The organism is Streptomyces sp. NPDC051822 (assembly GCF_044452745.1).
In the GTDB taxonomy this organism is placed as follows: domain Bacteria; phylum Actinomycetota; class Actinomycetes; order Streptomycetales; family Streptomycetaceae; genus Streptomyces.
On the sequence record NZ_JBITBZ010000009.1, the window covers coordinates 175,003 to 201,527 of the forward strand.

Here is a 26,525-nt window from a genome sequence, read left to right on the forward strand (position 1 = left end):
GCGGTGCACCTTAGCCGTTCGGAATGAGAGGAAGATGTGGGTTCGGTTAACTTCCTCCACATAGAGCCAGTTACAAGAGTTTTGTGAATGCAGACGAGGCCGTCATGACACCTGAGATGTCCGAAAAGACCCTGCTGCGGGGCCGACTTCTGGCCGCGCGAGCCGCACTGGACGCACCTTCCCTGGCACACACGGCCGCGTCACTCGCCCGCCACGGACTGGAACTCGCCGAACTCGCCGGGGCGTCCACGGTCGCCGCCTACGTGTCGGTGGGCCGCGAACCGGGCACGCGCGCGTTGCTCGACGCCCTCCACGCGCGCGGGGTCCGGGTCCTGCTGCCCGTCCTGCTCCCCGACAACGACCTGGACTGGGCCGCGTACGAGGGCCCCGAGCGGCTCGCGAAGGCGGGCCGGGGGCTCCTCGAACCCGTCGGGCCCCGGCTCGGTCCCGAGGCCGTGTGCTCCGCGGACGCCGTCCTGCTGCCGGGCCTCGCGGTCGACGGGCGCGGGATGAGGCTCGGGCGGGGCGGCGGCTCGTACGACCGGGTGCTCGCCCGGCTCACGCGCGCGGGCGCCGACCCGGCCCTCGTGGTGCTCCTCTACGCGGACGAGGTGGTCGCGCGGGTCCCGGAGGAACCGCACGACCACCCCGTGCACGCGGTGGTGACCCCCGAGGGGGTCGTCCGCTTCCGGTCGGGCCCTACGGCTTGAGGACCAGCGTGTCCTTCGTCGCCGCGTCGACCGCCGCCTTGCCGTAGGCCCAGTCGAACAGGTCGCCCCTGGCCCAGGCATCCGTCTGGTCGGTGTAGTGCGAGTGGAAGGCGTGACCGGAGGCCCCGGTCAGGTTGATCCACCGGGACTTGTCCCAGTCGCCGACGTTGACCACCATCCGCATCGACGGCACCCAGATCACCTCGTAGCCGCCGGCCGCGTTCCAGCCGGTGGCGTCGACGGCCGCCTCGCCGCCGCCCAGGTTCCACGGGCCGCGGTTGAGGAGCTGCCGCACGACGCCGGGTCCCGCGGTGCCGAGGGTCTGGTTCTCGAGGGTCAGCTGGTGCAGCCGGCCCCAGCTCCAGGTGGAGACGTCCTTGCCGAGCTTGGCGGTCAGCTCCCAGCGGGCGTCCTTCATGGCGCGCGCGAGCAGCTGGTCACGGGTCTCGGTGGCCTGGTCGGTGCGGTTGCCCGGGGTGACCCACCACTCGCTCTTCTCCTGCTTGAGGAGCGGGCGGACCACCTCGTACCAGCGGTCGCCGCCGTCCGGCTGCGCCGAGTCGGGGTCGCGCTGGCCGCATTCCCGTACGAGCTTGTTCTGCTCGTCGACCGGGCCGGTGGCGTCGGCGGGACGGACGTTGATGCAGTCGCCCTCGACGCGCACTTCCTTGGGCAGCTTGTCGCCGAAGGCGAGCTTGAGGACGTTGCGCCAGACCGCGTTGAAGTAGGCGGCGGCGGCCGAGTCGGGCTCCTGCGTGTAGTCCCAGCCTTCGAGGAGCTTCTGCGCCTCGCGGACGTACGGGTCGGCGATGTCGATCTTCAGCAGGAGCGGGTTGAGCAGGGTCGCGATCTCGCTGCGGTTGTCGGTCTGCATGGTGCGCATGTCGTCCGGCGAGATCTTGCCGCCGTCCTTGGTCTTCGACTCGATGAGGTCGTTGATCCGCTGGCTGCGCGAGCCGTAGCCCCAGTCCCTGGTGAGCAGGTCGGGGTAGGTCTTCTGGTCGATGACGGCCTGGTTGGCGGTGACGATGTAGCCGCGCTCGGGGTTGAACTCGTAAGGCAGCCGCTCGAAGGGGATGTAGCCCTTCCACTTGTACGTGGAGTCCCAGCCGGGCGCCGGGAGGGCGCCGTCGCCCTTGGTGCGCTGCGGGATCTTGCCCGGCGACTGGTAGCCGATGTTGCCCTCGGTGTCGGCGTAGATCAGGTTCTGGGACGGGACCTCGAAGTTCTTGGCCGCGGCCCGGAAGGTGGTGAAGTCCTTGGCGCGGTCGATCGCGAAGATCGCGTCCATCGACTTGCCCGGCTGGAGGGCGGTCCACTGGAGGGAGACGCCGTAGCCGGTGCCGCGATCGGGGGCGGAGTTGCCGACGGGGGCCTGCTGGCCGACCTTCTCCAGTTCGGAGGAGCGGTCGGAGACGAGCGGGCCGCGCTCGGTGGAGCGGACGGTGATCGTCCGGTCGCTGCCGCCGGCGACCTTGATGGTCTCCTCGCGGACCGTGAAGGGCTTGACCTTGCCGTCGACGAGGTAGCCGTCCGGGCCGATCCTCTCCAGGTAGAGGTCGGTGACGTCGGCGCCGAGGTTGGTGAGGCCCCAGGCGATCTTGTCGTTGTGACCGATGATCACACCGGGCATGCCGGAGAAGGTGTAGCCGGAGACGTCGTAGCGGCAGGTGGCCGAGACCGAGCGGCAGTGCAGACCCATCTGGTACCAGAGGGACGGCAGCTGGGGCGCGAGGTGCGGGTCGTTGGCGAGCAGCGGCTTGCCCGAGGTCGTGTACTTCCCCGCGACGACCCAGGAGTTCGAGCCGATGCCGTTGCCGTTGGGGCCGAGGAGGGCGGGGATGCCGTCCAGGACCTCGGAGAGCGCGCCGAGCTGGGACTCGATCCCCTGACCCGAACCGTCCGAGCCGCCGGGGCCGTTGCCCGGCGTCTCGCCGGTGGTCGCGCCGTCGGCCTCGCCGGCCTCGGCCTTCGGGTCGAACTCCCCGCTGTCCTCGTCGACCGCGCCCTTGGGGACGATCGGCTGGTGGATCGCGTACGGGTACTCCGGGTACAGCTGCTTGATCTGGCTCGCGCTCAGCCGGCTCGTCATCAGCGAGCGGTCGATCTCGTCCTGCATGTTGCCGCGCAGGTCCCAGGCCATCGCCTTGAGCCAGGCCACCGAGTCGACCGGCGTCCACGGCTCGATCGCGTAGTCGTTGGTGAGGGCCAGGGCCGCGTACTCGACGGAGACGTCGGCGGGGGCCCGGTCCTTCAGGTAGGCGTTGACGCCCTCCGCGTACGCCTGGAGGTACTTCTTCGTCTCGGCCGACAGGACCTGGTCGTACTCCTGCTGCGCGACCCGGCGCCAGCCGAGCGTGCGCAGGAAGGAGTCGGTCTCGACCTGGCCCTCGCCGAACATCTCGGAGAGCCGGCCCGCGGTCACGTGCCGCCGGACGTCCATCTCGTAGAAGCGGTCCTGCGCCTGGACGTAGCCCTGGGCGCGGAAGAGGTCCGTCTCGTTGTCCGCGTAGATCTGCGGGACGCCGTTCGCGTCGCGCTTGACCTCGACCTCGCCGGAGAGCCTGTCGAGCCGGATCTCGCCCGTGGTCTGCGGGAACGAGGCCCGGACGGTGCTCACACCCCAGAACCCGCCGAATCCGACGCCCGCGACCAGGGCGAGGACCAGGACGAGGAGGATCAGGCGGGCGCGCCGCCCTTTCTTCTTGGCGGGAGGCGCGGTCGTGTTGGAGGGCATCGCTGTCCTTCGAGGGGCAGGGTGGTCCTGGAGTACGGGAGCAACCTTAGGCGCAGCGTCCGGACGGCCCGGACGCGGTGTCGGGAAGAGAACCGTACTGGCGAGCGAAGAACCACAGGGAAGGCGTCAAGAAAACGTTAAAGATTAGGTAAGGTAACGAAGTGTCGGCCGCTGGAGGAACGCTCCAGCTGCTTGTGAGGGGAAGGAACGGCCACTGACTGTCCACCAGCTCAACGAACTCCTGCTCATCAGCTCCCTCGTGCTGCTGATCGCAGTCGCGGCCGTACGGATCTCGTCCCGGAGCGGGCTCCCCAGCCTGCTGCTCTACCTCGGCATCGGCGTCGCGATAGGCCAGGACGGCATCGGCAACGTCGCCTTCGACAACGCCGAACTGACGCAGGTCATCGGCTACGCAGCCCTTGTCGTCATCCTCGCTGAGGGTGGCCTCGGCACGAAGTGGAAGGAGATCAAGCCGGCGCTCCCCGCCGCGGTCGTCCTCTCCACCCTCGGCGTCGCGGTCAGCGTCGGCATCACCGCCACCGCCGCCCACTACCTCGTCGGCCTCGACTGGCGACAGGCCCTGATCATCGGCGCCGTCGTCTCCTCGACCGACGCCGCGGCGGTCTTCTCCGTCCTGCGCAAGGTGCCGCTGCCCTCACGGGTCACCGGCGTCCTGGAGGCCGAGTCCGGCTTCAACGACGCCCCTGTCGTCATCCTCGTCGTCGCCTTCTCCACCGCGGGACCCGTCGACCACTGGTACGTCCTGGTCGGCACGATCGCCCTCGAACTCGCCATCGGCGTCGCCGTCGGCCTCACCGTCGGCTTCCTCGGCGCCTACGGGCTCCGGCACGTCGCGCTGCCCGCCTCCGGCCTCTACCCGATCGCCGTCATGGCCATCGCCGTCGTCGCGTACGCCGCCGGCGCCATGGCCCACGGCTCCGGCTTCCTCGCCGTCTACCTGGCCTCGATGATCCTCGGCAACGCCAAGCTGCCGCACGCGCCCGCGAACCGCGGCTTCGCCGAGGGACTCGGCTGGATCGCCCAGATCGGCATGTTCGTCCTGCTCGGCCTGCTCGTCACCCCGCACGAGCTCGTCCACGACTTCTGGCCCGCCGTCGTCATCGGCCTGGTCCTGACGGTGGTCGCGCGGCCCCTGGAGATCCTGGTCAGCCTGCTGCCCTTCCGGATCCCCTGGCAGGAACAGGCCCTCATGTCCTGGGCGGGACTGCGCGGCGCCGTGCCCATCATCCTCGCCACCATCCCGATGGTGTCGCAGATCGAGGGCAGCGAACGGATCTTCAACATCGTCTTCGTCCTCGTCGTCGTCTACACCCTCGTCCAGGGCCCGACCCTGCCCTGGCTCGCGAAGGCCCTGAAGCTCGGCGACTCCTCGGAGGCCTCCGACCTCGGCGTCGAGTCCGCCCCCCTGGAACGGCTCCGCGGCCATCTGCTCTCCGTCGCCATCCCGGAGAACTCCCGCATGCACGGAGTCGAGGTCGCCGAGCTGCGCCTCCCCGCCGGGGCGGCCGTCACCCTCGTCGTACGGGAGGGGGCGAGCTTCGTCCCCGGCCCCACGACCGTCCTGCGGCGCGGCGACGAACTCCTCGTCGTCGCCACCGACCCGGTACGGGACGCCACCGAGCGGCGACTGCGCGCGGTCGGACAGGGCGGCAAGCTCGCCGGCTGGCTCGGCACCGGGGGCGCCACGGCGGCCTCGCGCCCCTCGGGAGCCGCGCCGCGGTTCCACCGGCACGGCCACCAGGAGAAGAAACCGTCCGCGTGAGCGAACAGACGGTTAATCCGAGGCATTAATTCAAGGGAGGGAGCATTTTCCCAGGCAGGAAGACGCTCCTCCCTGTACCATGAAGGCACACCTGATCGAACCAACTCTGCCTGACGCAGAGCTGGCGCGACCGTATGGCGGCCGTGGCGCCCCTCCGCAGTGGGGCCGGCCCGGTATCTACCGCAGTAACGCGCATGAGGACAGCTCTCGGCGACACCCGCACCACCGTGCCGGGGCGCGCTACCAGGCGGCAGAAAGGCCAGGACCGTGGCGTCCACGGTCAACTACGACAAGCGACCCGGCTACGGGCAGCTTCTGCGCACACCCGGTGCGCTGTCCTTCCTGCTCCCCGGCTTCGCCGCCCGGCAGCCTTTCGCGATGCTGACCATCGGCATCGTCCTGCTCGTCCAGCACACCACCGGCTCCTTCGGCAGCGCCGGCGCCGTCGCCGCCGTCACCGGCGTCTCCATGGCGCTGTTCGCGCCGCAGAGCGGCAAGCTCGCCGACCGCTTCGGCCAGCGCGCCGTCCTCGTCCCCGGCGTCCTGATCCACACCGCGTCCGTCTCCCTGCTCGTGGTGCTCGCCCTGACCGGCGCCCCGCTCTGGGCCCTGTTCCTGGCCGCCGTGCCCGCCGGTGCCTCCGTGCCCCAGGTCGGACCGATGGTCCGGGCCCGCTGGGCCGCCAAGCTGGACGGCACCCCGCTGATGCCGACGGCCGCCGCCTTCGAGTCCGTCACCGACGAGTTCACCTTCGTCGTCGGACCCGTCCTCGCCACCGCCCTGTGCACCGGCGTCCACCCGGCCGCGGGCCTGATCACCGAGGCCGCCCTCACCCTCGTCGGCGGACTCTTCTTCGCCGCCCAGCGCGCCACCCAGCCCGCGTTCGGCGCCGCCTCGGCGACCTCCGCCGAACCCCGCCGCTCGGCGCTCTCCATCCCCGGTGTCCGCGTCCTGATCGTCGCCTTCCTCGGCATCGGCTCGGTCTTCGGCGGCATGCAGGTCTCCCTCACCGCCTTCACCGAGGAGATCGGCAACCCCGGCGCGAACGGCCTGCTGTACGGGGTCTTCGCCGCCGGCAACATGCTCGCGGGCATCGCCATGGGCACCGTCGCCTGGAAGATCGGCCCCCGCCGCCGCCTAATCCTCGGATACGCCGGCCTCACCGTCGCCGCGTCCCTGCTGTGGACCGCGCACTCGGTGCTGCTCCTCGGCGCCCTGGGCCTGGTCGTGGGCCTGTGCATCGCCCCCGCCCTGATCACCGGCTACACCATCGTCGAGACCCTGATCCCGGCCTCGGCCCGTACCGAGGCCTTCACCTGGCTCACCGGCGCCGTCGCGCTCGGCCAGGCCGCGGCCGTCACCGTCGCCGGGCGTCTCGCCGACGCCCAGGGATCGAGCGCCGGATTCCTGGTCCCGATGGCGGGCACCGTGCTCGCCCTCGCCACGCTCGTGGCCCTGCGGTCGCGGCTCCGGCCGCGCGAGACCAGCCGGGTCGCGGCACGTGGTATCGGTCACCGCGTGCGGGTGGCGGTGGACTGATCCCGCGGAATACGTCACTATGGATCGTCGTTAGCACTCGATGAGTGTGAGTGCCAGGAGGAAGACAAGTGCCGACCTACCAGTACCAGTGCACCGAGTGCGGCGAAGGCCTCGAGGCGGTGCAGAAGTTCACCGATGACGCGCTGACCGAGTGCCCCAGCTGCAACGGACGCCTGAAGAAGGTGTTCTCGGCCGTCGGCATCGTCTTCAAGGGATCCGGCTTCTACCGGAACGACAGCCGCGGCTCGTCGTCCAGCAGCTCGCCGGCCGCGTCGAAGTCCTCGACCCCGTCGTCCTCGGCCCCTTCGTCGTCCTCGACGTCGGATGCCAAGCCGGCCGCGTCGACCGCTTCGGCGTCCTCTTCCGCCTCCTCGACATCCTCGTCGAGCACCGGAAGCTCGGCCGCCTGACCGCTTTTCCAGCCTTTCCGGCTTTTCCGCCGAGGGCCCCCGTCGCCGTGTGCGACGGGGGCCCTCGGTGTTTCCCGGGGCGGGGGCCCTCGGTGTTCGCGGAACCCCCCCGCCTAGGCTGACCGGCATGACGACCCACGGCGCGTACGCGGACATCGGTGTGATCGGCGGCTCCGGCTTCTACTCGTTCCTGGAGGACGTCACGGAGGTGTCCGTCGACACCCCGTACGGCAGTCCCAGCGACTCCCTCTTCCTCGGCGAGATCGCCGGCCGCCGGGTCGCCTTCCTCCCCCGGCACGGCCGGACCCACAGCGTCCCGCCGCACCGCATCAACTACCGCGCCAACCTCTGGGCCCTGCGCTCCCTGGGCGTACGGCAGATCCTCGGGCCCTGCGCCGTCGGCGGGCTCCGCGAGGAGTACGGGCCGGGCACGCTCGTCGTCCCCGACCAGCTCGTCGACCGTACGAAGGCCCGGGCGCAGTCCTACTTCGACGGGGAGCGGCGGGCGGACGGGGTCGTGCCCCGCGTCGTCCACGTGACCTTCGCCGACCCCTACTGCCCCGACGGGCGGCGGATCGCGGTGAAGGCCGCCCGGGGGCGGGACTGGGAGCCGGTCGACGGCGGCACGATGGTCGTGGTCGAGGGGCCCCGCTTCTCCACCCGGGCCGAGTCCCGGTGGCACGCGGCGGCCGGCTGGTCGGTCGTCGGCATGACCGGGCACCCCGAGGCCGTCCTCGCCCGCGAGCTGGGCGTCTGCTACACCTCGCTCGCGCTCGTCACCGACCTGGACGCGGGCGCCGAGACCGGCGAGGGCGTCTCGCACACGGAGGTGCTGCGGGTGTTCGGCGAGAACGTGGGACGGCTGCGGGAGGTGCTGTTCGACGCGGTGGGCGCGCTGCCCGCGACCGCGGACCGGGACTGCCTGTGCACGCACGCCCACGACGGCTGGGACCTGGGGATCGAGCTGCCGTAAACCCCCCTGGAGGGTGAGGGGGTTGTCCACAGCGGTCGGGCGATCCCCAGGCCAGAGCGGGGAGAGGGCGCGGCCGGGAGAGTGAGGGGCGTTCCACTCCCGAGCAGGACGGCGGCACCCCACGATGACGACCCCTTTCTCTGCCCTTTCCTCGCACTCCTCCTCCCCCACCCCCCTCTCCTCCTCCTTCGCTCCCGCGTCCCTTCCCGCGGCGTGCGTGGTGCCGGACTTCGAGCCTCTTCGGGTACGAGGGGGCCGGCAGCGGCTCCGCAGGGCGCTGCGTCGGGGGCGGTGGGCGCCGGCGGTGCTGCTTGCCCTGGTGGCGGTCGCCCTCGCCGTCGTATCCGGAGCCCCGCCGCCGGGCGCTCCGGCCGGCGAACCGGCGACCGCCGCCGTCGCCGCTCGCGCGCGGCCGCCCGTCGTCCGTCTCGTGTCCGCCCCGGTCCGGATCGCCGACGCCGCGACCGTACGGCTGCTGCGCCCGGGCGACCGGGTCGACGTGATCGCCGCGCCCAACTCGCCGCTCGGCGCGGCGGGTGAGGCCCGGGTGGTCGCGAAGGGCGCCCGAGTGGCCGAAGTTCCGCACCCGGGTGAGACTCGTTCGGACGGAGGAGCGCTCGTCGTCCTGTCCGTGCCGCGGTCGACGGCGGCGACCCTCGCGGGTGCCGGTGTCACGTCCCAACTGGCGGTGACGGTGTGCTGATTCGCACTGACTCCCTGTCAAGTCACCGTTCCGTGTGTACGGATTGGACCTTTCTGCGTCGACCACGGCGTAATGGCTCCGCACACAGCAGCACAAGCGACGAAAGGCACCTTGGTGGCCGAGAAGAAGGAAAGCGTGATGGCGGGCTTCAAAGCCTTCCTGATGCGTGGCAACGTGATCGATCTCGCGGTGGCGGTCGTCATCGGTGCGGCGTTCACCAACATCGTGAACTCGGTGGTCAAGGGCGTCATCAACCCTCTCGTGGGTGCCTTCGGCACGAAGGACCTGGAGAGCTACCAGTCCTGCCTGAAGGGCCCCTGCGAGGTCGACGACGCGGGCAACGTGGTCTCGGGCATCCCGATCATGTGGGGGACGGTCCTCAGCTCGATCCTGAGCTTCGTGATCACGGCGGCCGTCGTCTACTTCCTGATGGTCCTGCCGATGGCGAAGGTCCTCGCCAAGCGCGCCGCGCACGACAAGGCGAAGGAGGGCGTCGCGGAGACCATGGAGATCAGCGAGCTGGAGGTCCTCAAGGAGATCCGCGACCACCTGGTCGCCCAGCGCGGCCCGTCCACGGGCTCGGGCACAGGTGCCGGTTCGGGCTCGGGCTCGGGCGGCGGGTCGGGGACCGGCGGCGGGTCGGGGACGCACCCCACCTCATGACCGGCGGTCCGCGCCGGCGTCAGAGGTGGTGCGGCGGCTTCTCGTCGAGGAAGCGCGCGAGGTCGGCGGCACTGTCGCCGCCGGCCGGAGGCCGCTCTCCCCAGCCACGGTCCGTGTCGTCCGCGGACTGCTGGTCCAGCGGATCGTCGAAGACGAGTACCGGCTTCGTCTCGGTCGTGGGATGCGGGCCGGGCCGCTTCGCGTCTCGCGGTCCGTGGGCGGGGGCGGTGCTCATGTCTTCAGGGTACGCCCGCTGCCCCGTCCCGTACCTCTCTGATCTGCGTATCTCCGCTCACCGGTCCTTGGGGTCGACGGCCCAGAGGCCGAGCACCACAAGGAACGACAGGACGAGGAAGCCCGCGCCCCACCAGGCGGTACCGGTGTCGCCGGCCATCCACTCGTCCACCACGATCGTCAGACCCCAGAGCTGGCCGATGACGACCGTGAGCGCCAGCGCGACACGCGCGGACAGCTTCGAGGAGCGCTCCGGTTCCTGCTCCGTACCCGCTCCCGGGCCCGGCCCGGTGTGCCGGACGCGGGGATCGCCGTATCCGCTGGTGGCGCGGATCTGCGGGTACCGCTCGCGCACCGGCCGGTTCAGCCGCGGCTGGGCGCTGCCCGGGGTGTACGCGGGAGGCCGGGGGGCCTCCGGGGGCCTGGCGTGTTCCGGGCTCCTGGTGTGCTCCGTTCCTGTCCCGGGGGATTCCGGGGTCAGGGCCGGGTCGGGGGTCCTGGAGTGTTCCGGGGTCCTGGGCGGTTCCGGGGCTGCGGGGTCGCGGGGGAAGGGGGGCTCGGTCATGTCCGTGCGCTCCTCTCCGCCGTCCTGCCCGCCGGGGCGCCCGCGCCGGAGCCCGGGCAGCCCAGGCGGTCGGCGAGGTCGGGACGGTCGTCGCCCAGTCGGCGGCAGAGGCCCTCGCGGGCGCTCTCGCCCGAGCGGGCGGTGCCGACCGCCCAGACGCTGCCGTCGGCCTCCTCCACCAGGAGCACCTTGGGCAGGCCGCGCGGCGGCGGGCCCGCGGTGACCTCTCCCGTGCGGGCGTCGAAGACGCCTTCGTGGCAGGGGCAGTAGAGCTCGCCCTCGCTGCCCCGCTCCTTGCGCCAGAGAACGGCGCAGGCGAGGTGGGTGCAGACGGCGGAGTAGCCGGCGAGGGTGCCGTCCTCCAGGCGGACGGCGACCGCGCGGTCCTCGCCGCCGGGGTAGCGGAAGGCGAGGGACTCGCCGGGCGGGATCCCGTCGGCGATCTTCTTCGGCTCGGGTGACCCGTCGCTGTCGCCGTGCCGGTGCAGGATGCCGGAGGCGACGGCGACGCCGCCGACGGCGAGACCGCCGGAGACGGTGGCGACGATCCGCAGGTAGTCACGGCGGGTGGTGAGGGAGTCGGCGGCGATCCGGTCGTGGAGCGCTTCCCGGGCCGCGTCGGAGTGGGGGCCCGGGGCGGGTGGCTGGGGGTCGGTCACGCTCAACGGACGTCCTTTCCATTGATCTCCACGACGGGGAGGCCGCCGGGTACCGGCCACTGGACCTTGTCCGCGGGGACGACCATCGCGACCCCGGTGGTGACGGTGGTGCCGCCGAAGGTGAAGGAGTCGGCGACCTGGACGCCGGGGCGCTCGGCCTGGAGCTCTTCGAGGGTGCCGTAGAAGAGGGCGCCGGTGGGGCAGACCGTGGCGCACATCGGAGCGAGGCCGTAGGCGGTGCGGTCGTAGCAGAGGTTGCACTTCATCTGGAGCTTCGCCTGGAGGTCGATCTTGGGGACGCCGAAGGGACAGGCGTTGACACAGTTGGCGCAGCCGATGCAGCGGGTGGTGTCGGCCTGCTGCACGACGCCGTCGGCGGTCACGAGGATCGCTTCGGCGGGGCAGACCTCGGCGCAGGGGGCGACGGGGTCCTCGCAGTGCATGCAGACGGTGGGGAGGGAGGCGACGGAGCGCCCTTCGTCGGGGTAGTCGAGGTGGATCATCGACTTGCCGCGGTGGGAGTCGCATTCGCGGCAGGCGGAGACGCAGGCCTGGCAGCCGATGCAGCGGCCCGGGTCGATGAAGATCGTGCGGCCCATCATGTGCGGTCAGCTCCTCTCCGCGGTACCGCGGCCCTGCGGGGAGGTGGGGGGCAGCGGGTCGGTGCGGGAGACCTGGGTCTCCGGGTAGGTGTGGTGTCCGGGGGCGGTGGGCGGGGCCGGGACCTCGTCGATGTGCGGGGCGGCCTCGATGCGGGCGGCGCAGACCTTGTACTCGGGGATCTTGGAGCGGGGGTCGAGGGCGTCGATGGTGAGGGCGTTGGCCGCGGTGGGGACGGGCCAGTGGTAGGGGACGAAGACGGTGTCGGGGCGGATGGCCTCGGTGACAAGCGCCGGGAAGACCTCGCTGCCGCGGCGGGTGACGACCCGGACGGGGTCGCCGTTGCGGAAGCCGTGGGAGGGGTGGACCTCGACCCAGGGGCGCGGGGTCTGTTCGACGAGGGCGCCGAGGCGGCGGGTCTGGTTGCCGGAGAGGAAGTGGGCGACGGTGCGGCCGGTGGTCAGCGAGAGGGGGTACTCCTCGCTGTACGGGTCCACCGGCGGGTGCCATTCGACGACCTGCAGGTGGATGGTGCCGTCGGGGTGGTAGGTGCGGCCGTCCTCGAAGAGGCGGGGGGTTCCGGGGTGGTCGGTGCTGGGGCACGGCCAGGCGATGCCGCCGGTCTCCTCCAGGCGTTCGTAGGTGATGCCGTAGTAGTCGTTGACGGTTCCGGCGGAGGCGACGCGGAGTTCCTCGAAGACGGAACGGGAGTCGGGGAAGTCGAATTTGTTCCCGGCGCCGAGCCGGCGGGCGAGTTCGCAGATGACCCAGGTGTCGGTGCGTACTCCGGCCGGTGGTTCCTGGGCCTTGTTGTGCTTGACGACCCGGGCCTCGGCGTTGGCCATGACGCCTTCGTCCTCGGCCCACACGGTGACGGGGAAGACCACGTGCGCGTTGGCGGCGGTCTCGGAGAGGAAGAAGTCGAACTGGGCGTGGAACTGCAGGGTGTCGTAACCGTCCTTGACGGTCGCGTAGTTCGGGAGGGAGACGAAGGGGTTGTTGCAGATGCCGATCAGGCCGCGGATCTCCTGGCGCTGCATCTGCCAGACCATCTCCATCATGGAGGTGCCCGCGGGCGGGAGTTCGGACTCGTCGATGCCCCAGATCTCGCAGATCTGGCGGCGGTGCTCGGGGTTGGTGATGGAGCGGCCGCCGGGGAGGAGGTCGGACTTCTGGCCGTGTTCGCGGCCGCCCTGACCGTTGCCCTGGCCGGTGATGGTGCCGTAGCCGGCGCCGGGCCTGCCGATGTTCCCGGTGGCGGCGCACAGGTTGATGATGCTGAGGCAGTTCTCGACGCCCTGGGAGTGGTGCTCGACGCCGCGGGCGTGCCAGGCCATGGCCTTGCCCGCGCCCGCGAACATGCGGGCGACCTGGACGATCTGCTCCTCGGGGACGCCGCAGATCCGGGCGGCGCGGGCGGGCGGGTAGTCGGCGACGGTCTTCCTGACCTCTTCCCAGCCGGTGGCGTGGGCGGCGAGGTACGCCTCGTCGGTGAGGCCTTCGGCGACGGCGACGTGGAGGACGGCGTTGAAGAAGGCGGAGTCGGTGCCGGGCTTGAGGGCGACGTGGATGTCGGCGGTGCGCGCGATGGCGGTCTCGCGGGGGTCGACGACGATGAGGGTGGCGCCCCGGTCGCGGGCTCCCCACAGGTACTGGGTCATGACGGGGAAGCATTCGCCGACGTTGGAGCCGGCGATGAGGAGGCAGTCGGTGAGGAGGATGTCGGAGAAGGGGTTTCCGGCGCGGTCGATGCCGAAGGCGAGTTTGTTGGCGCCGGCGGCGGAGACCATGCAGAGGCGTCCGTTGTAGTCGACGTGCCGGGTCTTGAGGGCGACCCGGGCGAACTTGCCGACGAGGTAGGTCTTCTCGGAGTAGAGGCTCGCGCCGCCGAGGAGGCCGAAGGCGTCGTTGCCGTACTCGCCCTGGATGCGGCGGATCTCGGCGACGGTGTGGTCGAGGGCCTCGTCCCAGCCGACCTCGCGGAACTCCTCGTCGCGGTTCCGGCGCATGAGGGGTGCGGTGAGCCGGTCGGGGTGGTTGACCTGCTGGTAGGCGTTGATGCCCTTGGGGCAGAGCCGCATCCGATTGATGTCGTGGTTGCGGGGTTCGACACCGAAGACCTTGCCGCCGCGGTCCACCCGCAGGTACATGCCGCACTGGACGCCGCAGAAGCAGCAGTGGGTGGGGACGAGGGTCTCGCCGTTCTGGTCGGCGTGCCAGCGGTCGGCGGGGATGCCGCCGGCGTCGCGGAACGCGCGGGTGCCGGGCGGGGCGAGGGAGGGGTCGAGCGGCACCGGCTGCCCGGGGGTGGTCGCGGGGTCGGTCGCCGTCATTTGAAGCCCTTCTTCACGTGGTCGAGGTAGGCGGCGCCGCGGAGGACGCGCTTGCAGCGGGGGCAGTACTCGGCCCACTCGTCGAAGCCGAGGTCGAGGTCGCGCATGGTGCCCCGGAGGTTCTCGACGTACGGGGCGGTGTCGACGGGCTCGTGGCAGCGGCGGCAGGCGAGCACCTCCTCGCCCTTGCGGCGGGAGGTGTACTTGAAGAGCTGCATGCCGACGGCCGCGGGCCGCTGCACGATGTGGAAGAACTTCCCGAAGGGGATGTAGATGAGGGTGAAGACGACGGCCACCATGTGGAGGATCGCGAGGAACTCGTAGCCGCCGCCGTGCAGGAAGAGCGACGAGAAGGTGAGCAGGAGACCGGTCACGGAGACGACGACGAGGGCGATCAGCGGAACCAGGTCGTAGGCGAAGCGCTGACCGGTGACGGCCCCGCGGTCCTTCATGCGGCGCCGGAGGAAGTAGGCGGCGCCGGCGATGACGAGGACGGCCGCGATGTCGAGGCCGTGGAACATGAGCCAGCCGAGGACGCCGAGGGCGTCGAAGCCGATGATCTCGAAGCCCCAGATGCGCATCTCGTAGCCGGGGCCGGAGCCGGTGGACGAGGTGAACGTGAACCAGCCCCAGGTGAGCGGGAAGGTGATCGCGGCAGCGAGCAGACAGCCCCAGAAGACGAGCTGGTGGGCGGCCCAGCGGGCGTGGGAGCGGGCGCCGAGGAACTTCTGGAAGCCGAGGTAGGTGGCGATCATCTTCGGCAGTGCGGTGGGCGCCCTGCGGAAGTTCGCGACGGAGAAGAAGGACCGCCATCCCTGCTTGAAGAGGCGACGGGCGCCGGGCGCGGAGATCCAGACGGTGTAGCGGTAGGCGACGCCGAAGGCGAGGAAGACGGTGGCGACGGCGTACGGGAGCAGGGCCGAGTCGAAGTCGCGGAGCAGGCGGCTGCCGAAGACGATCGCGAGGATCAGCAGGACGGAGACGGCGGTGCCGGCGAGGGTGGCACGGCGGCGCACCGCGGCCGGTGACCGCGGGAAGGTCCCGACGGCCGGCTTTCCGGGGGTGGGGCCCTGGGTGGGGCCGGGTGCGGAGGTCGGCTCGGCGGTCTTCGGTGGCTCGGTCACGCGGCCACGGTAAGGGCCTACATCCCGTTTCGCCCTGTTTTGCGAGGTGACGGGGTGAGGGCGTCGCCCAGACGTCGTTCAGGCCGTGTGCGCGGAAGACCTCCCGTCAGCGGCGGATCGCGTGGCACGTGGGCGGGAGGGTCGGCCGCTCTGGTCTGCTTGGTGCATGACACAACCGTTCCAGCCGCTCACCGCACGCTCCCGCGAGGAGTCCCACCGGGCCGCCACGCCACTCGAGCTCTTCTTCGACCTGTGTTTCGTGGTCGCGGTCGCCCAGGCGGGCGCGCAACTCGTGCACGCCGTCGCCGAGAACCACACCGGCGAGGGGATCATCAACTACGCGATGATCTTTTTCGCCATCTGGTGGGCCTGGATGAACTTCTCATGGTTCGCCTCCGCCTACGACAATGACGACGTTCTCTACCGGGTCGTCACCTTCGTCCAGATCGCCGGTGTCCTGATCCTCGCCGCGGGCGTCTCCCGGGCCTTCGAGGAGCACGACTTCCTCGTCGTCTACCTCGGCTACGTCGTCATGCGGCTCGCGCTCGCCACCCAGTGGCTGCGCGCCGCCCACCACGCCACCGACCCCGCCGAGCGGACGATGTGCCGGCGGTACGCGGGCGGGGTCGTCGCCGTGCAGATCGGCTGGCTCGCGCTGGTCCTCGCCCCGGAGGGGGCCCGCCCGTGGGTCTTCCTCGTCATGGCGCTGGCCGAGATGGCCGTACCCCTGTACGCGGAGAAGAAGAAGCCCAGCACCTGGCACCCGCACCACATCGCCGAGCGGTACGGCCTGTTCACCATCATCGTGCTCGGCGAGGCAGTCGCCGCCGCGACCGTCGCCGTGAAGTCCGGTGTCGCCGAGCACGACGCCCTCGGCGAGCTGTTGCCGATCGCCGCGGGCGGGCTGCTGCTCGTCTTCGCCGCCTGGTGGATCTACTTCGTCGTCCCCGCGCACGACCGGCTGACCTCCAGCCGCCAGGGCTTCCTGTGGGGCTACGGCCACTACGTGATCTTCGCGTCGGCCGCCGCCGTGGGCGCGGGCCTTGAGATCGCCGTGGAACAGGCCGTGGGCAAGGCGCACATCTCCACGCTCGCCGCCTCGGCGTCGGTGACGATCCCGGCGGCGATCTTCCTGCTCTCCGTATGGCTGCTCCACGCGCGTTACTTCAAGGTGGGCCTGGCGCAGCAACTCGTCCTGCCGGTCTCGGCGCTCCTGATCCTGCTGTGCTCGTTCGCGGGCCACTGGGCGGTCCTGTGCGCCGGCCTGGTCGCGGCGGCCACCGTGGCGGTCGGGGTGACCCTGACGGCCCGGCGCCCGACACCGTCTTCGTGACCGTCCCGGGTTCCCGTGGTACGCAGGGGGCATGACACAGCCCGAGGGTACGGACGGCCGGGACTCGATCACCGATGTCGGTGGGCTGCGCGTGGGGCACGCGCGCGTGGCCGGGGCCGGGGCGCTCAGTGGGACCACGGTGGTGCTGGGGCCCGAGGGCGGGGTCGTCGCCGCCGTGGACGTACGGGGCGGGGGTCCCGGTACGCGGGAGACGGACGCGCTCGACCCGAGGAACGTGGTCCAGCGGCTCGACGCGGTCGTCCTCACCGGCGGCAGCGCGTACGGCCTGGACGCCGCCGCCGGGGTGATGGCCTGGCTGGAGGAGCGGCACCGGGGTGTGCGCGTGGGGCCCGATCCGTCCCATGTGGTGCCGGTGGTGCCCGCCGCGTGCGTCTTCGACCTGGGCAGGGGCGGCGACTTCTCGGCCCGGCCGGACGCGGCGACGGGCCGGGCGGCGGTGGAGGCGGCCGACGCGAGCGGCGACCACGCGCGCGTGGGGACCGGCGCGGTCGGCGCCGGGACGGGGGCCGTGGTCGGCGGCCTGCGGGGCGGGGTGGGTACGGCGAGCACGGTGCTCGACTCGGGGATCACGGTCGGCGCGCTGGTGGTGGTGAACGCGGTGGGCTCGGCCGTCGACCCGGCCACGGGCGCGCTGTACGGGAGTTACTTCGCCGACGGCGGCCCGCCCTCCTTCCCCGCGCCCGCGGTGCGCGAGGCGGCGGCGCGGCGGCTCGCCGAGGCGCGCGCCTCGGCCGCCCCTCCCCCGCTGAACACCACGCTCGCCGTCGTCGCGACGGACGCGGTCCTGACCCGGGCCCAGGCGCAGAAGGTCGCGGGCACGGCGCACGACGGCATCGCGCGGGCCCTGCGCCCGGTGCACCTGATGAACGACGGGGACACCGTCTTCGCCCTCGCCACCGGGGTGCGGGAGCTGCCGGAGGGGCCCGGTCCGCTCGCCCTGAACGAGATCCTGGCGGCGGGCGCCGACCTGGTGACCCGGGCGATCGTGCGGGCGGTGCTCGCGGCGCCCGGAGGCCTTCGCGGGCCGGGCGGCGACTTCCCCTCGTACCGCGAGCTGTACGGCTCGGAGCCGGGCCCGTAGTGCCCGTGGGCCCGGGGGAGTTGGGCGGACGGCGGCCCGGCGCGGCGGGAACTTCGCCCGGGCGCCCTTCGTTTTCCCGAACCCCGGACACGATGTCAGACCCAGGGACTACGTTAAGCAAGCACCAAGTGACATGCGGCGACGGCCTGGAGACCCTCTTGAACGATCCGCAGGATCCTCACGATCCGTACGAGACGACCGAGACGCACGTTGAGCGGCTCCTCGGACGGGCGCTCAACTCCTTCGACCTGCCCGACTCCACCGTCGAGCGCCTCGGCACGGCGCTCGCCCACTCCAGCGCGCTGTACTCCTCGCACCACAGCGCGTCGCTGCACCGCTCCACCTACCGCCACACGTATCTGCTCGGCGACGGCAGCGCGCTCTCCCTCTGGGAGCTCACGCACAACGCCGGCCGGGGCGGCGCCGAGCAGCACGAGGTGTACGCCGAGGAGTCGGAGGCCCGGCTCGCCGCCTCCCGTCTTCCGATCGGACCGCTGCCGGGCTGGAGCGCGGAGCGCTCCGACGGCCGCGCCCTCGACGAGGACGAGGACGACGACATGGACCTGCTGAGCGCCCTCCTCGCCCGCCCGATACCCGCCCAGCCCCGGATGTACGTACCGGACAACTCCGCCGACCACGCGCGCCGCGTCCTGCGGCGCGCGGAGAACGCGGACCGACCGGGCGAGCGGACGGCCCGCCGGCTCAGACTGGCCTTCGCGCACCACATCACGCAGGCCTTCGGACGTCACTGCCCGGTGGAGGGGGGCCGGGACGCCGGCTTCACGCTCTACGAGCACCAGTTCCTGCTGCTCGACGGGAGCGAGGTCAGCCTCTGGGAGGTCGAGCACACGTCGACGCCGGACGGCCGTCACATGTGCGAGGTGTACGAGTCCGAGAGCGCGGCCCACGAGGCGATGGAGTCGCGCTCCCGGGTCCGCTGACGCCCCGCACGCTCGGGTGCTCGGCTGCTCGGCGGCTCGTGTGCCCGGCTGCTCGCGTGCTCGTCCGTTCCCGCGCCGGCCCCAGGTCAGACCGGTGCGAGGACGGCGGCCTCGGCGAGCCGGTCGGCCGCGAAGGCCCGGTTGGTGCGGGTCTGTTCGCGGTGGGCCGGGGGCAGGTCGGGCAGGGCGAGCAGCCGGTCGCAGGCGGCGAGGGAGGCCGCGTGGTCCCCGACCCAGTACGCGGTGATCGAGTACTCGAAGAGCAGCCCCCACCGGTACACCCACGGCTGGGTGAAGAGCAGGTCGTCGGGCGGCTCCCGGTCCAGGACCGAGCAGACGACGGCGTGCGCGGCCTGGTGGCGGCTCATCTTCCGCAGCCGGGCCGCCAGCTCGTAACAGGCCTCAAGTCGTGCCGGGCGTGACTCCCAGGCGCGCGAGAGGGCGTCCATCGCGGCGGGCCAGTCGCCGGACTCGGCGCGCAGGACGCCGGACTGGAGCAGCGAGTAGTAGACCTCCTCGCCCCAGCCGCCCATGGTCGCGCGCCGTTCGTAGAGGGCGACGGCCTCGTCGGTCCGGCCCATGTCGCGCAGGGTCTGGGCGAGATAGAAGACGGTACGGGGGTTGCCGGGGTCCCGTTCCAGTTCGGCGCCCAGGAGCCGGGCGTCGCGCTCGAACTTGTCGTGGCGCGAGCCTCCGTCGGCGTAGTCCTCGATGACGAGGGCGTCCAGGTTCTCCTGGACGTGGTCCCGGTCGGCCGTCAGGTACTCATGGGTGACCCCCTCGTACCGCCACGGCAGATCTCCCCTGACCAGCCGTTTGATCCGGTACTCCAGGGCGCCCTCGTGGCGGATCATGTAGGCGTCGGCGGTGAGCGGCGGAAGGGGGCCCTCCTGCCGGAGGACGAGGTCGGCGTCGAGCAGCAGCAGGTGACGGGCGCGGCCACGGGCGTGCGCGATGTTCAGGCTCCGGTTGTGGCCGAAGTTCACCCACGGCTCCTCGCGCAGCTCGCCGGGGATGCCGGCGAGGGCCGTCCTGATCAGGTCCTGGGTCCCGTCGGTGGAACCGGTGTCCGAGATGACCCAGGTGTCCACGAGACCGCGGACGGAGGCGAGGCAGCGCTCGATGACGGCGGCCTCGTTCTTGACGATCATGCACAGGCAGATGGACGGCTGCACGGCAACACCACTTCCGGTGGGGCGGGAGGAGCTGGCGGGTGCGCGACGCTACGTACGCCGGGCCGAGGCGCGGTGTCGGCGCGCCGACAGGCGGAACGGAGTTCGCCTTCGCGTACGCGTCCATTGGGAGAGTCGCGATACGCCATGGCGTTATCCATGCCACCAAGCCGTAAAGCCTTCGCAGATGCGATCCGATGTTCCGATTACGGGAGTGAAGGTCCGCTCCCTCTCGATCGCACTCGCACCGGTCGCAGAGCCGGTGGAGGAAGGAGCATTGCATGCGTCCTGATGCCAGGACCAGGTCCCCGCTCGGCCCGCTGCCCCGCCGTCGCGCATGGGTCGGCGGCGGTGCCATCGCCTCGGTCGCGCTCGTGCTCACCGGCTTCGCCTCGCCCGCGATGGCGGCCACGCGGGTGGAGTCACCCGCGATGGGAGCACCCGGTGTGGCGGTCGCGGGACCGTCGACCGGTGACCCCTGCGAGGAGCGGCCTCCGCACCACCCGGACGGCCCGCCGCAGCACCACCAGGACGGCCCGCCCCCGCACCACCAGGACGGCCCGCCCCCGCGGGGCGGCGGCCTCGGGGAGTTCCTGGACCAGCAGGTCCAGCCCCTGGTCGAGGGGCACGGGGACCGCGCCGCGCAGGCGGCGACGCCGGCCGGCGGCGACGAGTGCAAGCCGGGGCAGACGGGCCCGACGGGTCCGACCGGACCCACCGGCCCGACCGGTCCTACCGGCGGCACGGGCGCGACCGGCGCTACCGGCCCCACCGGTCCCACGGGCCCGACGGGTCCCGGCGGCGGCGGCACGGGCCCGACGGGTGCGACGGGTGCGACCGGTCCTACGGGTCCCACCGGTCCCACGGGTCCGACGGGTCCTGGCGGCGGTGGCACGGGTGCCACGGGCGCGACCGGCCCCACGGGCCCGACGGGTCCCACCGGCCCCACGGGTGCGACCGGCGCCACCGGAGCGACGGGCGCGACCGGTGCGCCCGGGCCGTGCAATGACGTCGACGCCTATGAGCCCAACGCGAGCAACGAGGTCAAGGGCGTGGTCTCCAACGGGGTCACGTATGCCGGGATCAGGCAGAACAGGCCCACGGTGACCCCCTTCGTCTGGTACGACCTCACCGACGGAGACCCGGACAGCTATCCGGCGGACGCCTGCTCCGTATCGGTCTCCTCGCAGGCCAACGACGTCTCGATCCAGGTGCTGACCACCGGCGGCGAGGTGTACGAGACCGTGTGCGCCGTGCAGAACGCCCCGGACGCGCTCGTCTGCAGTGAAGAGTGGGTGCTGCTCGAAAGCCCCTCGCCGGGCGACCTCAGGCGGCTGAAGGACAAGACCGGCAAGAGCGGCGGCATGCCCCGCATCCCGGCTTCCGTGAAGAACGGCTGACGGACCGTATCGGTTCGGGACATGCCCGAGGGGCGGTGCGCTCGCGGTGCGCACCGCCCCTCGGGGCCGGCCCCTCCTGTCCGGAGGCCGGCCTGGTCAGGCTGCCGCGGCCACCGTCGCGGTGGCCGTGTCAGCCTTGGCCTGTCCGTCCGCCGCGGTCGCCTCCGGGGCCTGCTTCCGCATGCCCTTGAGGAGGATGACGACCGCCGCGCTGACCACCGTGCCCGCCGCGATCGCGAGCAGGTAGAGGAACGGGTTGCCGATCAGCGGGATCACGAACACGCCCCCGTGCGGGGCCCGCAGGGTGCACTCGAAGGCCATCGAGAGGGCACCGGTGACCGCGCCGCCCGCCATCGCCGCCGGGATGACCCGCAGCGGGTCGGCCGCGGCGAAGGGGATCGCGCCCTCGGTGATGAACGAGGCCCCGAGGACCCACGCGGCCTTGCCGTTCTCGCGTTCCGTCCTGGTGAAGAGCCTGCCCCGGACGGTCGTCGCGAGGGCCATCGCGAGCGGCGGGACCATGCCGGCGGCCATCACGGCGGCCATGACCTTGAGGGAGCCCTCGTTGGGGGTGGCGAGGCCGCCGACGGCGAAGGCGTACGCGACCTTGTTGAGCGGGCCTCCGAGGTCGAAGCACATCATCAGGCCGAGGATCACGCCCAGGATGATCGCGTTCGCGCCGGAGAGGCCGGACAGCCAGTCGGTCAGCGCCTTCTGGAGTCTCGCGATCGGCTTGCCGATCACGAGGAACATCATGAAGCCGACGACGACCGACGACAGCAGCGGGATCACGACCACGGGCATGATGCCCCGCAAGGCCGCGGGCACTCTCACCTTCTGGATGGTGAGGACGGTGCCGCCCGCGATCAGACCGGCGGCGAGGCCGCCCAGGAAGCCGGCGTTGACGGTGAGGGCGATCGAGCCGCCCACGAAGCCGGGGACGAGACCGGGACGGTCGGCCATCCCGTACGAGATGTAGCCGGCGAGGACCGGGACGAGGAAGGCGAACGCCAGCCCGCCGACCTGGAACATCAGGGCGGCCCAGGAGTCGGCCTGGCCCCAGGCGAAGTGCTCGGCGACGGACGGCGCCTTGTCGATGTCGTAGCCGCCGACGGCGAAGCCGAGGGCGATGAGGAGACCGCCCGCGGCGACGAACGGGACCATGTAACTGACGCCGGACATGAGCCACTTGCGGAGCCTGGTGCCGTACCCCTCGTCCGGCGTGCCCGCGTTCTCGACGGGGGTCCCGGGCGTGGCGGGGGCGGAGACCTCGCCGCGTGCGGCCTTGCCGCGGACCTCGGCGATCAGCTCGGCGGGGCGGCTGATGCCCGCCTTGACGCCGACGTCGACGGTCGGCTTTCCGGCGAACCGTTCCTTCTCGCGTACGGGCACGTCGTGGGCGAAGATCACGCCGTCGGCGGCGGCGACGACGGCCGGGTCGAGCCGGGTGAAGCCGGCGGATCCCTGTGTCTCCACGACGAGTTCGAGGCCGGCCGCCTGCCCGGCCTTCTCCAGGGACTCGGCGGCCATGTAGGTGTGGGCGATGCCGGTGGGGCAGGAGGTGACGGCGACGATCCGGAACGGCTCCTCGACCTGCGGCGCGGGAGCCTCGGGGGTCTCCGCGACCGCCGGAGCCGGCTCCTCCTCCCCCGCGATCAGCGCCGCCGCTCCCGCCGGCGAGGTCGCCGAGCGCAGGGCGCCGGTGAACTGCTCGTCCATCAGGTGGCGGGCCAGGGAGGAGAGGATCGTCAGGTGGGCGTCGTCCGCGCCCGCCGGGGCGGCGATCAGGAAGATCAGGTCCGCCGGGCCGTCCGGGGCGCCGAAGTCGACGCCGGCTGCCGAGCGGCCGAAGGCGAGGGTCGGCTCGGTGACATGGGCGCTGCGGCAGTGCGGGATGCCGATGCCGCCGTCGAGGCCGGTCGGCATCTGCGCCTCGCGAGCGGCGACGTCGGCGAGGAAGCCGTCCAGGTCGGTCACCCGGCCGAGGGTGACCATGCGCTCGGCGAGCGAACGGGCCGCCGCTTCCTTGGTGTCGGCGGACAGGTCGAGGTCGACCAGGTCCGCGGTGATCATCCTGCTCATCGCGGGCTCCCTTGCTCGCTGAGGGTGAGGTCCAGAGGGATGTCGGAGGTCACCGTGACCTCCGACGGGTTCAGGTCGCCCGGCGTGGGCATCTCGCTGCCGGGCAGCTGGACGGCGGCGGCGCCGTGGGCGACGGCCGCGGCCAGGGCCTCGGGGCCCTCGCCGCCCGCCGCGAGGAAACCGGCGAGGGAGGCGTCGCCCGCGCCGACGTTGGAGCGGATCACGGCGACGGGCGCGTGGCCGTACCAGGTGCCGGTCCCCGAGACGAGGAGCTGGCCGTCGGCGCCGAGGCTGGCGAGGACGGCGCCCGCGCCGAGTCCGCGCAGTTCCTCCGCGGCCTTGACCGCGTCGCCGACGGTGAGGAGCGGGCGGCCGACGGCCTCGGCCAGCTCGTCGGCGTTGGGCTTGACGACGTCCGGGCGTGCCGCGAGGGCCGCGAGCAGGGACGGCCCCGAGGTGTCGAGGGCGATCCGGGCACCGGCGCCGTGGGCCCGGGTGACGAGCCGGGCGTACCACTCGGGTGCGAGGCCGCGCGGGAGGCTGCCGCAGCAGGCGATCCAGTCGGCGGTGGTGGAGTACGCGCCGACGGTGGCGAGGAGGGTCTCCGACTCCTCCTCCGTCACGTCCGGGCCGGGGGCGTTGACCTTGGTGAGGGTCCCGTCGGGTTCGGCGAGCGCGATGTTGGAGCGGGTGTGTCCCGCGACGGGGACGGGGGCGACCTCGATGCCCTGTGCGGCGAGCAGCTGGGCGACGAGCGCGCCCGGGGCTCCGCCGAGGGGCACGACGGCGACGGTGCGGTGTCCGGCGGCGGCGACGGCCCGGGAGACGTTGACGCCCTTGCCGCCGGGGTCGACGCGTTCGGCGCCGGCGCGCAGCACCTCGCCGCGTTCCAGGGCCGGGACCTCGTACGTCCGGTCCAGGGAGGGGTTGGGGGTGACCGTGAGGATCATGCGCGGACGACTTCCGTTCCCGCCGCCTCGATGGCGGCGGCGTCCTCGGGGCTGAGGCCGCTGTCGGTGATGAGCAGGTCGACGTCGGTCAGGTCGCCGAAGCGGGCGAAGTGCTCCTGCCCGTGCTTGGCGGAGTCGGCGAGGAGGACGACCCGGCGGGCGGCGGCGATCACGGCCCGCTTGACGGCGGCCTCGGCGAGGTCGGGGGTGGTGAGTCCGTGCTCGGGCGAGAAGCCGTTGGCGCCGAGGAAGGCGACGTCGGCGCGGATCTCCCCGTACGCCCGCAGGGCCCAGGCGTCGACGGCGGCGCGGGTGCGGTGCCGTACGCGTCCGCCGACGAGGTGGAGGTCGATGCCGGGGTGGTCGGCGAGCCGGGCGGCGGCGGGGAGGGCGTGGGTGACGACGGTCAGCGCGCGGTCGAGGGGGAACTCGGCGGCGAGGCGGGCGACGGTCGAGCCGGCGTCGAGGACGACGCTGCCCTCCTCGGGCAGTTCGGCGAGGGCGGCCCGGGCGATCCGGTCCTTCTCGTCGGCGGCGGTCAACTCGCGTTCGGCGAGGTCGGGCTCGAAGTCGAGCGAGCCCGCGGGGATGGCGCCGCCGTGCACCCGGCGGACGAGTCCGGCCCGGTCGAGGGCCTTGAGGTCGCGCCGTACGGTCTCGGCGGTGACCTGGAACTCCTCGGCGAGGGAGAGGACGTCGACGCGTCCGCCCTCGCGGGCGAGCCGCAGAATCTGTTGCTGACGCTCGGGTGCGTACATGGTTTACGTCCGTTCGATGCCCGAACCTGTGGTTTCAGCGTCAGACTACGCTCGGGTTTCCGCAAAGTAAACGGATCCGGGCATTCATACGGGCACGAACGGGCATCGACTCCGGGCGGGTACGCCGGAGGGCCCCGGCCCGGGACGATGCCCGGGGCCGGGGCCCTGCGAGGGGGAGCTCAGCTCGTCAGCGCCGGCTCCTTCTCGACCACCACGGCATCACCATCCGCGTCGGCGTCGGACTCGCCGCCGCCCTCCAGGTGCTGCTTCGGCTTCGCCGGCAGGGCGAACATCACCAGGAAGATCACGGCGAGCACGCCCGCGGCCCAGCCCAGCGAGTTCTGGAAGGCGTTCGTGAACGCCGCGCCCACCTCGGCCGGAGCCTTGGCGAGCCGCTCGTCGTCGATCGTTCCGAAGAAGACGACCGACACCAGGCCGAGGCCGAGCGCGTTGCCCATCTGGCCCGTCGTGTTGATCAGGCCCGAGGCCGAACCCGCGTGCTCCTGCGGCACCTCCGAGAGCACCGCGTCCGTCAGCGGCGCCACGATCAGGCCCATGCCCAGACCCATGACCACCAGCGGCGGAATCATCTGCCAGGACTCGATCCCCGTCCCGTACCGGCCCGCTTCGAAGAGGTAGAGGAGAACGCCCGCGATCATCGTCAGGGCGCCCGCCTGAAGCACCTTCCGACCGAAGCGCGGCACCAGCTTCTGCACCGAGAGCCCGGCGGCCACCGACACCGCGATCGAGAACGGGACGCCGGTCAGACCCGCCCGCAGCGCGGTCCAGCCGAGCCCGATCTGCATGTACAGGGTCCACACCAGGAAGAAGATGCCGAGCACCACACCGAAGGTCAGCTGCACCGCGATGCCCGCCGCGAAGCTCTTCACCCGGAACAGCGACAGCTCGACGAGCGGCGAGCCGTCCTTCTTCGTCTTGTACTTCTCGTACGCGGTGAGGGCGCCGAAGACGAGCACGCTGCCGGCCATCATCAGGTGGCCCCACAGGGGCCAGTCCAGCTCGCGGCCGCGCGTCAGCGGGTAGATCAGCATCAGCAGCGCGCCCGTCACCAGGAGCACGCCGACCATGTCGAGGCGCAGCGCCTTCGGCGCCTTGGACTCGGTGATGAACTTCCGGCCCAGGAGCAGGCCCGCGATGCCGACCGGCAGGTTGATGAGGAAGATCGGGCGCCACTCAAGGCCCGCGATGTTCCACTGCGTGAGCAGCGCGCCGAGCAGCGGGCCCGAGACGGCGCCCAGACCGATGATGGCGCCGAACATCCCGAAGACCTTGCCGCGCTCGTGCGCCGGGAAGGTGACGTGGATGATCGAGAGGACCTGCGGCACCATCATCGCGGCCGCCGCGCCCTGCAGGAGGCGGGAGGCGACCAGCATCTCCGGGCTCGCCGCGAAGCCGCAGAGCGCGGAGGCGAGGGTGAAGCCCGCCGTGCCGAGGAGGAAGAGCCGCTTGCGGCCGTAGATGTCACCGAGCCGGCCGCCGGTGATCAGGCCCGCCGCGAAGGCGAGCGCGTACCCGGCGGTGATCCACTGGATGGCCCCGAAGGAGGCGCCGAGGTCCCGCTCGATGCTGGGGATCGCGATGTTGACGATCGTCGCGTCGACCAGGTCCATGAAGGCCGCGGTCATGACGATGGCGAGGGCGATCCAGCGCCTCTTGTCGCTCGTGTCCTGGGGGGCCGCATCCGTGACGGCTTCGTGTGAACTCATACGAAGAAGATAGAAGTCATCTAGGCC

At 72.0% G+C, this 26,525-nt stretch carries 23 protein-coding genes; 11 read left to right on the forward strand and 12 right to left on the reverse strand.

Features of this window, described 5'->3' with window-relative positions; all coding sequences use genetic code 11:
* Positions 1-104: 104 nt before the first annotated feature.
* Positions 105-710, forward strand: a complete 606-nt coding sequence (locus ACIA8N_RS25930) for a 5-formyltetrahydrofolate cyclo-ligase (RefSeq protein ID WP_365778483.1) — start codon at positions 105-107, stop codon at positions 708-710.
* Here the strand turns inward: ACIA8N_RS25930 and ACIA8N_RS25935 are convergent.
* Positions 700-3,447, reverse strand: a complete 2,748-nt coding sequence (locus ACIA8N_RS25935; protein WP_365778481.1) for a penicillin acylase family protein — start codon at positions 3,445-3,447, stop codon at positions 700-702. The genes ACIA8N_RS25930 and ACIA8N_RS25935 overlap by 11 nt on opposite strands.
* Positions 3,448-3,706: 259 nt before the next feature.
* Here ACIA8N_RS25935 and ACIA8N_RS25940 point away from each other — a divergent pair, with 259 nt between their 5' ends.
* From ACIA8N_RS25940 to mscL, 6 genes are all read left to right on the forward strand, one after another.
* Entirely contained in the window at positions 3,707-5,230 is a 1,524-nt protein-coding gene (locus ACIA8N_RS25940) for a potassium/proton antiporter (protein ID WP_365778479.1), read from the forward strand.
* Positions 5,231-5,497: 267 nt separating this feature from the next.
* Positions 5,498-6,769 carry an MFS transporter gene (locus tag ACIA8N_RS25945; RefSeq protein WP_365778477.1) on the forward strand — a complete coding sequence of 424 codons (1,272 nt, stop codon included), beginning with the start codon at positions 5,498-5,500 and terminating at the stop codon, positions 6,767-6,769.
* 68 nt (positions 6,770-6,837) lie between these two features.
* The gene (locus ACIA8N_RS25950) at positions 6,838-7,179 is read left to right on the forward strand and encodes an FmdB family zinc ribbon protein (protein WP_078945851.1); all 342 of its coding nucleotides are present in this window, start codon (positions 6,838-6,840) and stop codon (positions 7,177-7,179) included.
* A 127-nt stretch (positions 7,180-7,306) separates the two neighbouring features.
* Positions 7,307-8,152, forward strand: a complete 846-nt coding sequence (locus ACIA8N_RS25955; RefSeq protein ID WP_365778475.1) for an S-methyl-5'-thioadenosine phosphorylase — start codon at positions 7,307-7,309, stop codon at positions 8,150-8,152.
* A 304-nt stretch (positions 8,153-8,456) separates the two neighbouring features.
* Positions 8,457-8,855: a hypothetical protein gene (locus ACIA8N_RS25960; RefSeq protein ID WP_365778473.1), complete on the forward strand. Its 399-nt coding sequence runs from the start codon at positions 8,457-8,459 to the stop codon at positions 8,853-8,855.
* 114 nt (positions 8,856-8,969) lie between these two features.
* Positions 8,970-9,518 carry a large conductance mechanosensitive channel protein MscL gene (gene mscL / locus ACIA8N_RS25965; protein WP_365778471.1) on the forward strand — a complete coding sequence of 183 codons (549 nt, stop codon included), beginning with the start codon at positions 8,970-8,972 and terminating at the stop codon, positions 9,516-9,518.
* A gap of 19 nt (positions 9,519-9,537) precedes the next feature.
* Here the strand turns inward: mscL and ACIA8N_RS25970 are convergent, their stop codons facing one another.
* From ACIA8N_RS25970 to ACIA8N_RS25995, 6 genes are all read right to left on the reverse strand, one after another.
* Positions 9,538-9,753, reverse strand: a complete 216-nt coding sequence (locus tag ACIA8N_RS25970) for a hypothetical protein (protein ID WP_030211884.1) — start codon at positions 9,751-9,753, stop codon at positions 9,538-9,540.
* Between the two features lie 57 nt (positions 9,754-9,810).
* A complete protein-coding gene (locus ACIA8N_RS25975; protein ID WP_365778771.1) occupies positions 9,811-10,233 on the reverse strand; it encodes a hypothetical protein in 423 nt (140 codons plus the stop codon).
* A gap of 80 nt (positions 10,234-10,313) precedes the next feature.
* A complete protein-coding gene (locus ACIA8N_RS25980) occupies positions 10,314-10,982 on the reverse strand; it encodes a Rieske (2Fe-2S) protein (RefSeq protein WP_365778469.1) in 669 nt (222 codons plus the stop codon).
* On the reverse strand, positions 10,979-11,578 hold the full coding sequence (locus tag ACIA8N_RS25985; RefSeq protein ID WP_365778467.1) for a 4Fe-4S dicluster domain-containing protein: 600 nt from the start codon (positions 11,576-11,578) through the stop codon (positions 10,979-10,981). The genes ACIA8N_RS25980 and ACIA8N_RS25985 overlap by 4 nt, the downstream gene beginning before the upstream one ends.
* A gap of 6 nt (positions 11,579-11,584) precedes the next feature.
* Positions 11,585-13,909 (reverse strand): molybdopterin oxidoreductase family protein, encoded by a 2,325-nt coding sequence (locus ACIA8N_RS25990; RefSeq protein WP_365778465.1) that lies wholly within the window; start codon positions 13,907-13,909, stop codon positions 11,585-11,587.
* Positions 13,906-15,033, reverse strand: coding sequence for an MFS transporter (locus ACIA8N_RS25995; protein ID WP_399416797.1), 1,128 nt, complete (start codon positions 15,031-15,033; stop codon positions 13,906-13,908). Before ACIA8N_RS25995 ends, ACIA8N_RS25990 begins: the two co-directional genes overlap by 4 nt.
* Positions 15,034-15,199: 166 nt before the next feature.
* Between ACIA8N_RS25995 and ACIA8N_RS26000 the strand changes: the two genes are divergently transcribed.
* The 3 genes from ACIA8N_RS26000 to ACIA8N_RS26010 all read left to right on the forward strand — a co-directional run bounded on the left by ACIA8N_RS26000 (position 15,200) and on the right by ACIA8N_RS26010 (position 18,409).
* Positions 15,200-16,366: a low temperature requirement protein A gene (locus ACIA8N_RS26000; RefSeq protein WP_365778463.1), complete on the forward strand. Its 1,167-nt coding sequence runs from the start codon at positions 15,200-15,202 to the stop codon at positions 16,364-16,366.
* Positions 16,367-16,397: 31 nt separating this feature from the next.
* Positions 16,398-17,468, forward strand: a complete 1,071-nt coding sequence (locus tag ACIA8N_RS26005) for a P1 family peptidase (protein ID WP_365778461.1) — start codon at positions 16,398-16,400, stop codon at positions 17,466-17,468.
* A gap of 92 nt (positions 17,469-17,560) precedes the next feature.
* Positions 17,561-18,409 carry a DUF6227 family protein gene (locus ACIA8N_RS26010; RefSeq protein ID WP_365778459.1) on the forward strand — a complete coding sequence of 283 codons (849 nt, stop codon included), beginning with the start codon at positions 17,561-17,563 and terminating at the stop codon, positions 18,407-18,409.
* 86 nt (positions 18,410-18,495) lie between these two features.
* Here ACIA8N_RS26010 and ACIA8N_RS26015 read toward each other — a convergent pair whose 3' ends face one another.
* Complete coding sequence (locus tag ACIA8N_RS26015) at positions 18,496-19,584, reverse strand: glycosyltransferase (RefSeq protein WP_365778457.1); 1,089 nt, start codon at positions 19,582-19,584, stop codon at positions 18,496-18,498.
* Between the two features lie 278 nt (positions 19,585-19,862).
* On the opposite strand from ACIA8N_RS26015, the gene ACIA8N_RS26020 reads away from it, so the two are divergent.
* A complete protein-coding gene (locus ACIA8N_RS26020) occupies positions 19,863-20,981 on the forward strand; it encodes a hypothetical protein (RefSeq protein ID WP_365778455.1) in 1,119 nt (372 codons plus the stop codon).
* A gap of 96 nt (positions 20,982-21,077) precedes the next feature.
* On the opposite strand, the gene ACIA8N_RS26025 is transcribed toward ACIA8N_RS26020, so the two are convergent.
* The 4 genes from ACIA8N_RS26025 to ACIA8N_RS26040 form a co-directional block, all read right to left on the reverse strand.
* Positions 21,078-23,063, reverse strand: coding sequence for a fructose-specific PTS transporter subunit EIIC (locus ACIA8N_RS26025; protein ID WP_365778453.1), 1,986 nt, complete (start codon positions 23,061-23,063; stop codon positions 21,078-21,080).
* Complete coding sequence (gene pfkB, locus ACIA8N_RS26030; RefSeq protein WP_365778451.1) at positions 23,060-24,013, reverse strand: 1-phosphofructokinase; 954 nt, start codon at positions 24,011-24,013, stop codon at positions 23,060-23,062. Before pfkB ends, ACIA8N_RS26025 begins: the two co-directional genes overlap by 4 nt.
* A complete protein-coding gene (locus ACIA8N_RS26035; protein ID WP_365778449.1) occupies positions 24,010-24,771 on the reverse strand; it encodes a DeoR/GlpR family DNA-binding transcription regulator in 762 nt (253 codons plus the stop codon). Before ACIA8N_RS26035 ends, pfkB begins: the two co-directional genes overlap by 4 nt.
* A gap of 179 nt (positions 24,772-24,950) precedes the next feature.
* On the reverse strand, positions 24,951-26,498 hold the full coding sequence (locus tag ACIA8N_RS26040) for an MFS transporter (protein WP_365778447.1): 1,548 nt from the start codon (positions 26,496-26,498) through the stop codon (positions 24,951-24,953).
* Positions 26,499-26,525: the final 27 nt, after the last annotated feature.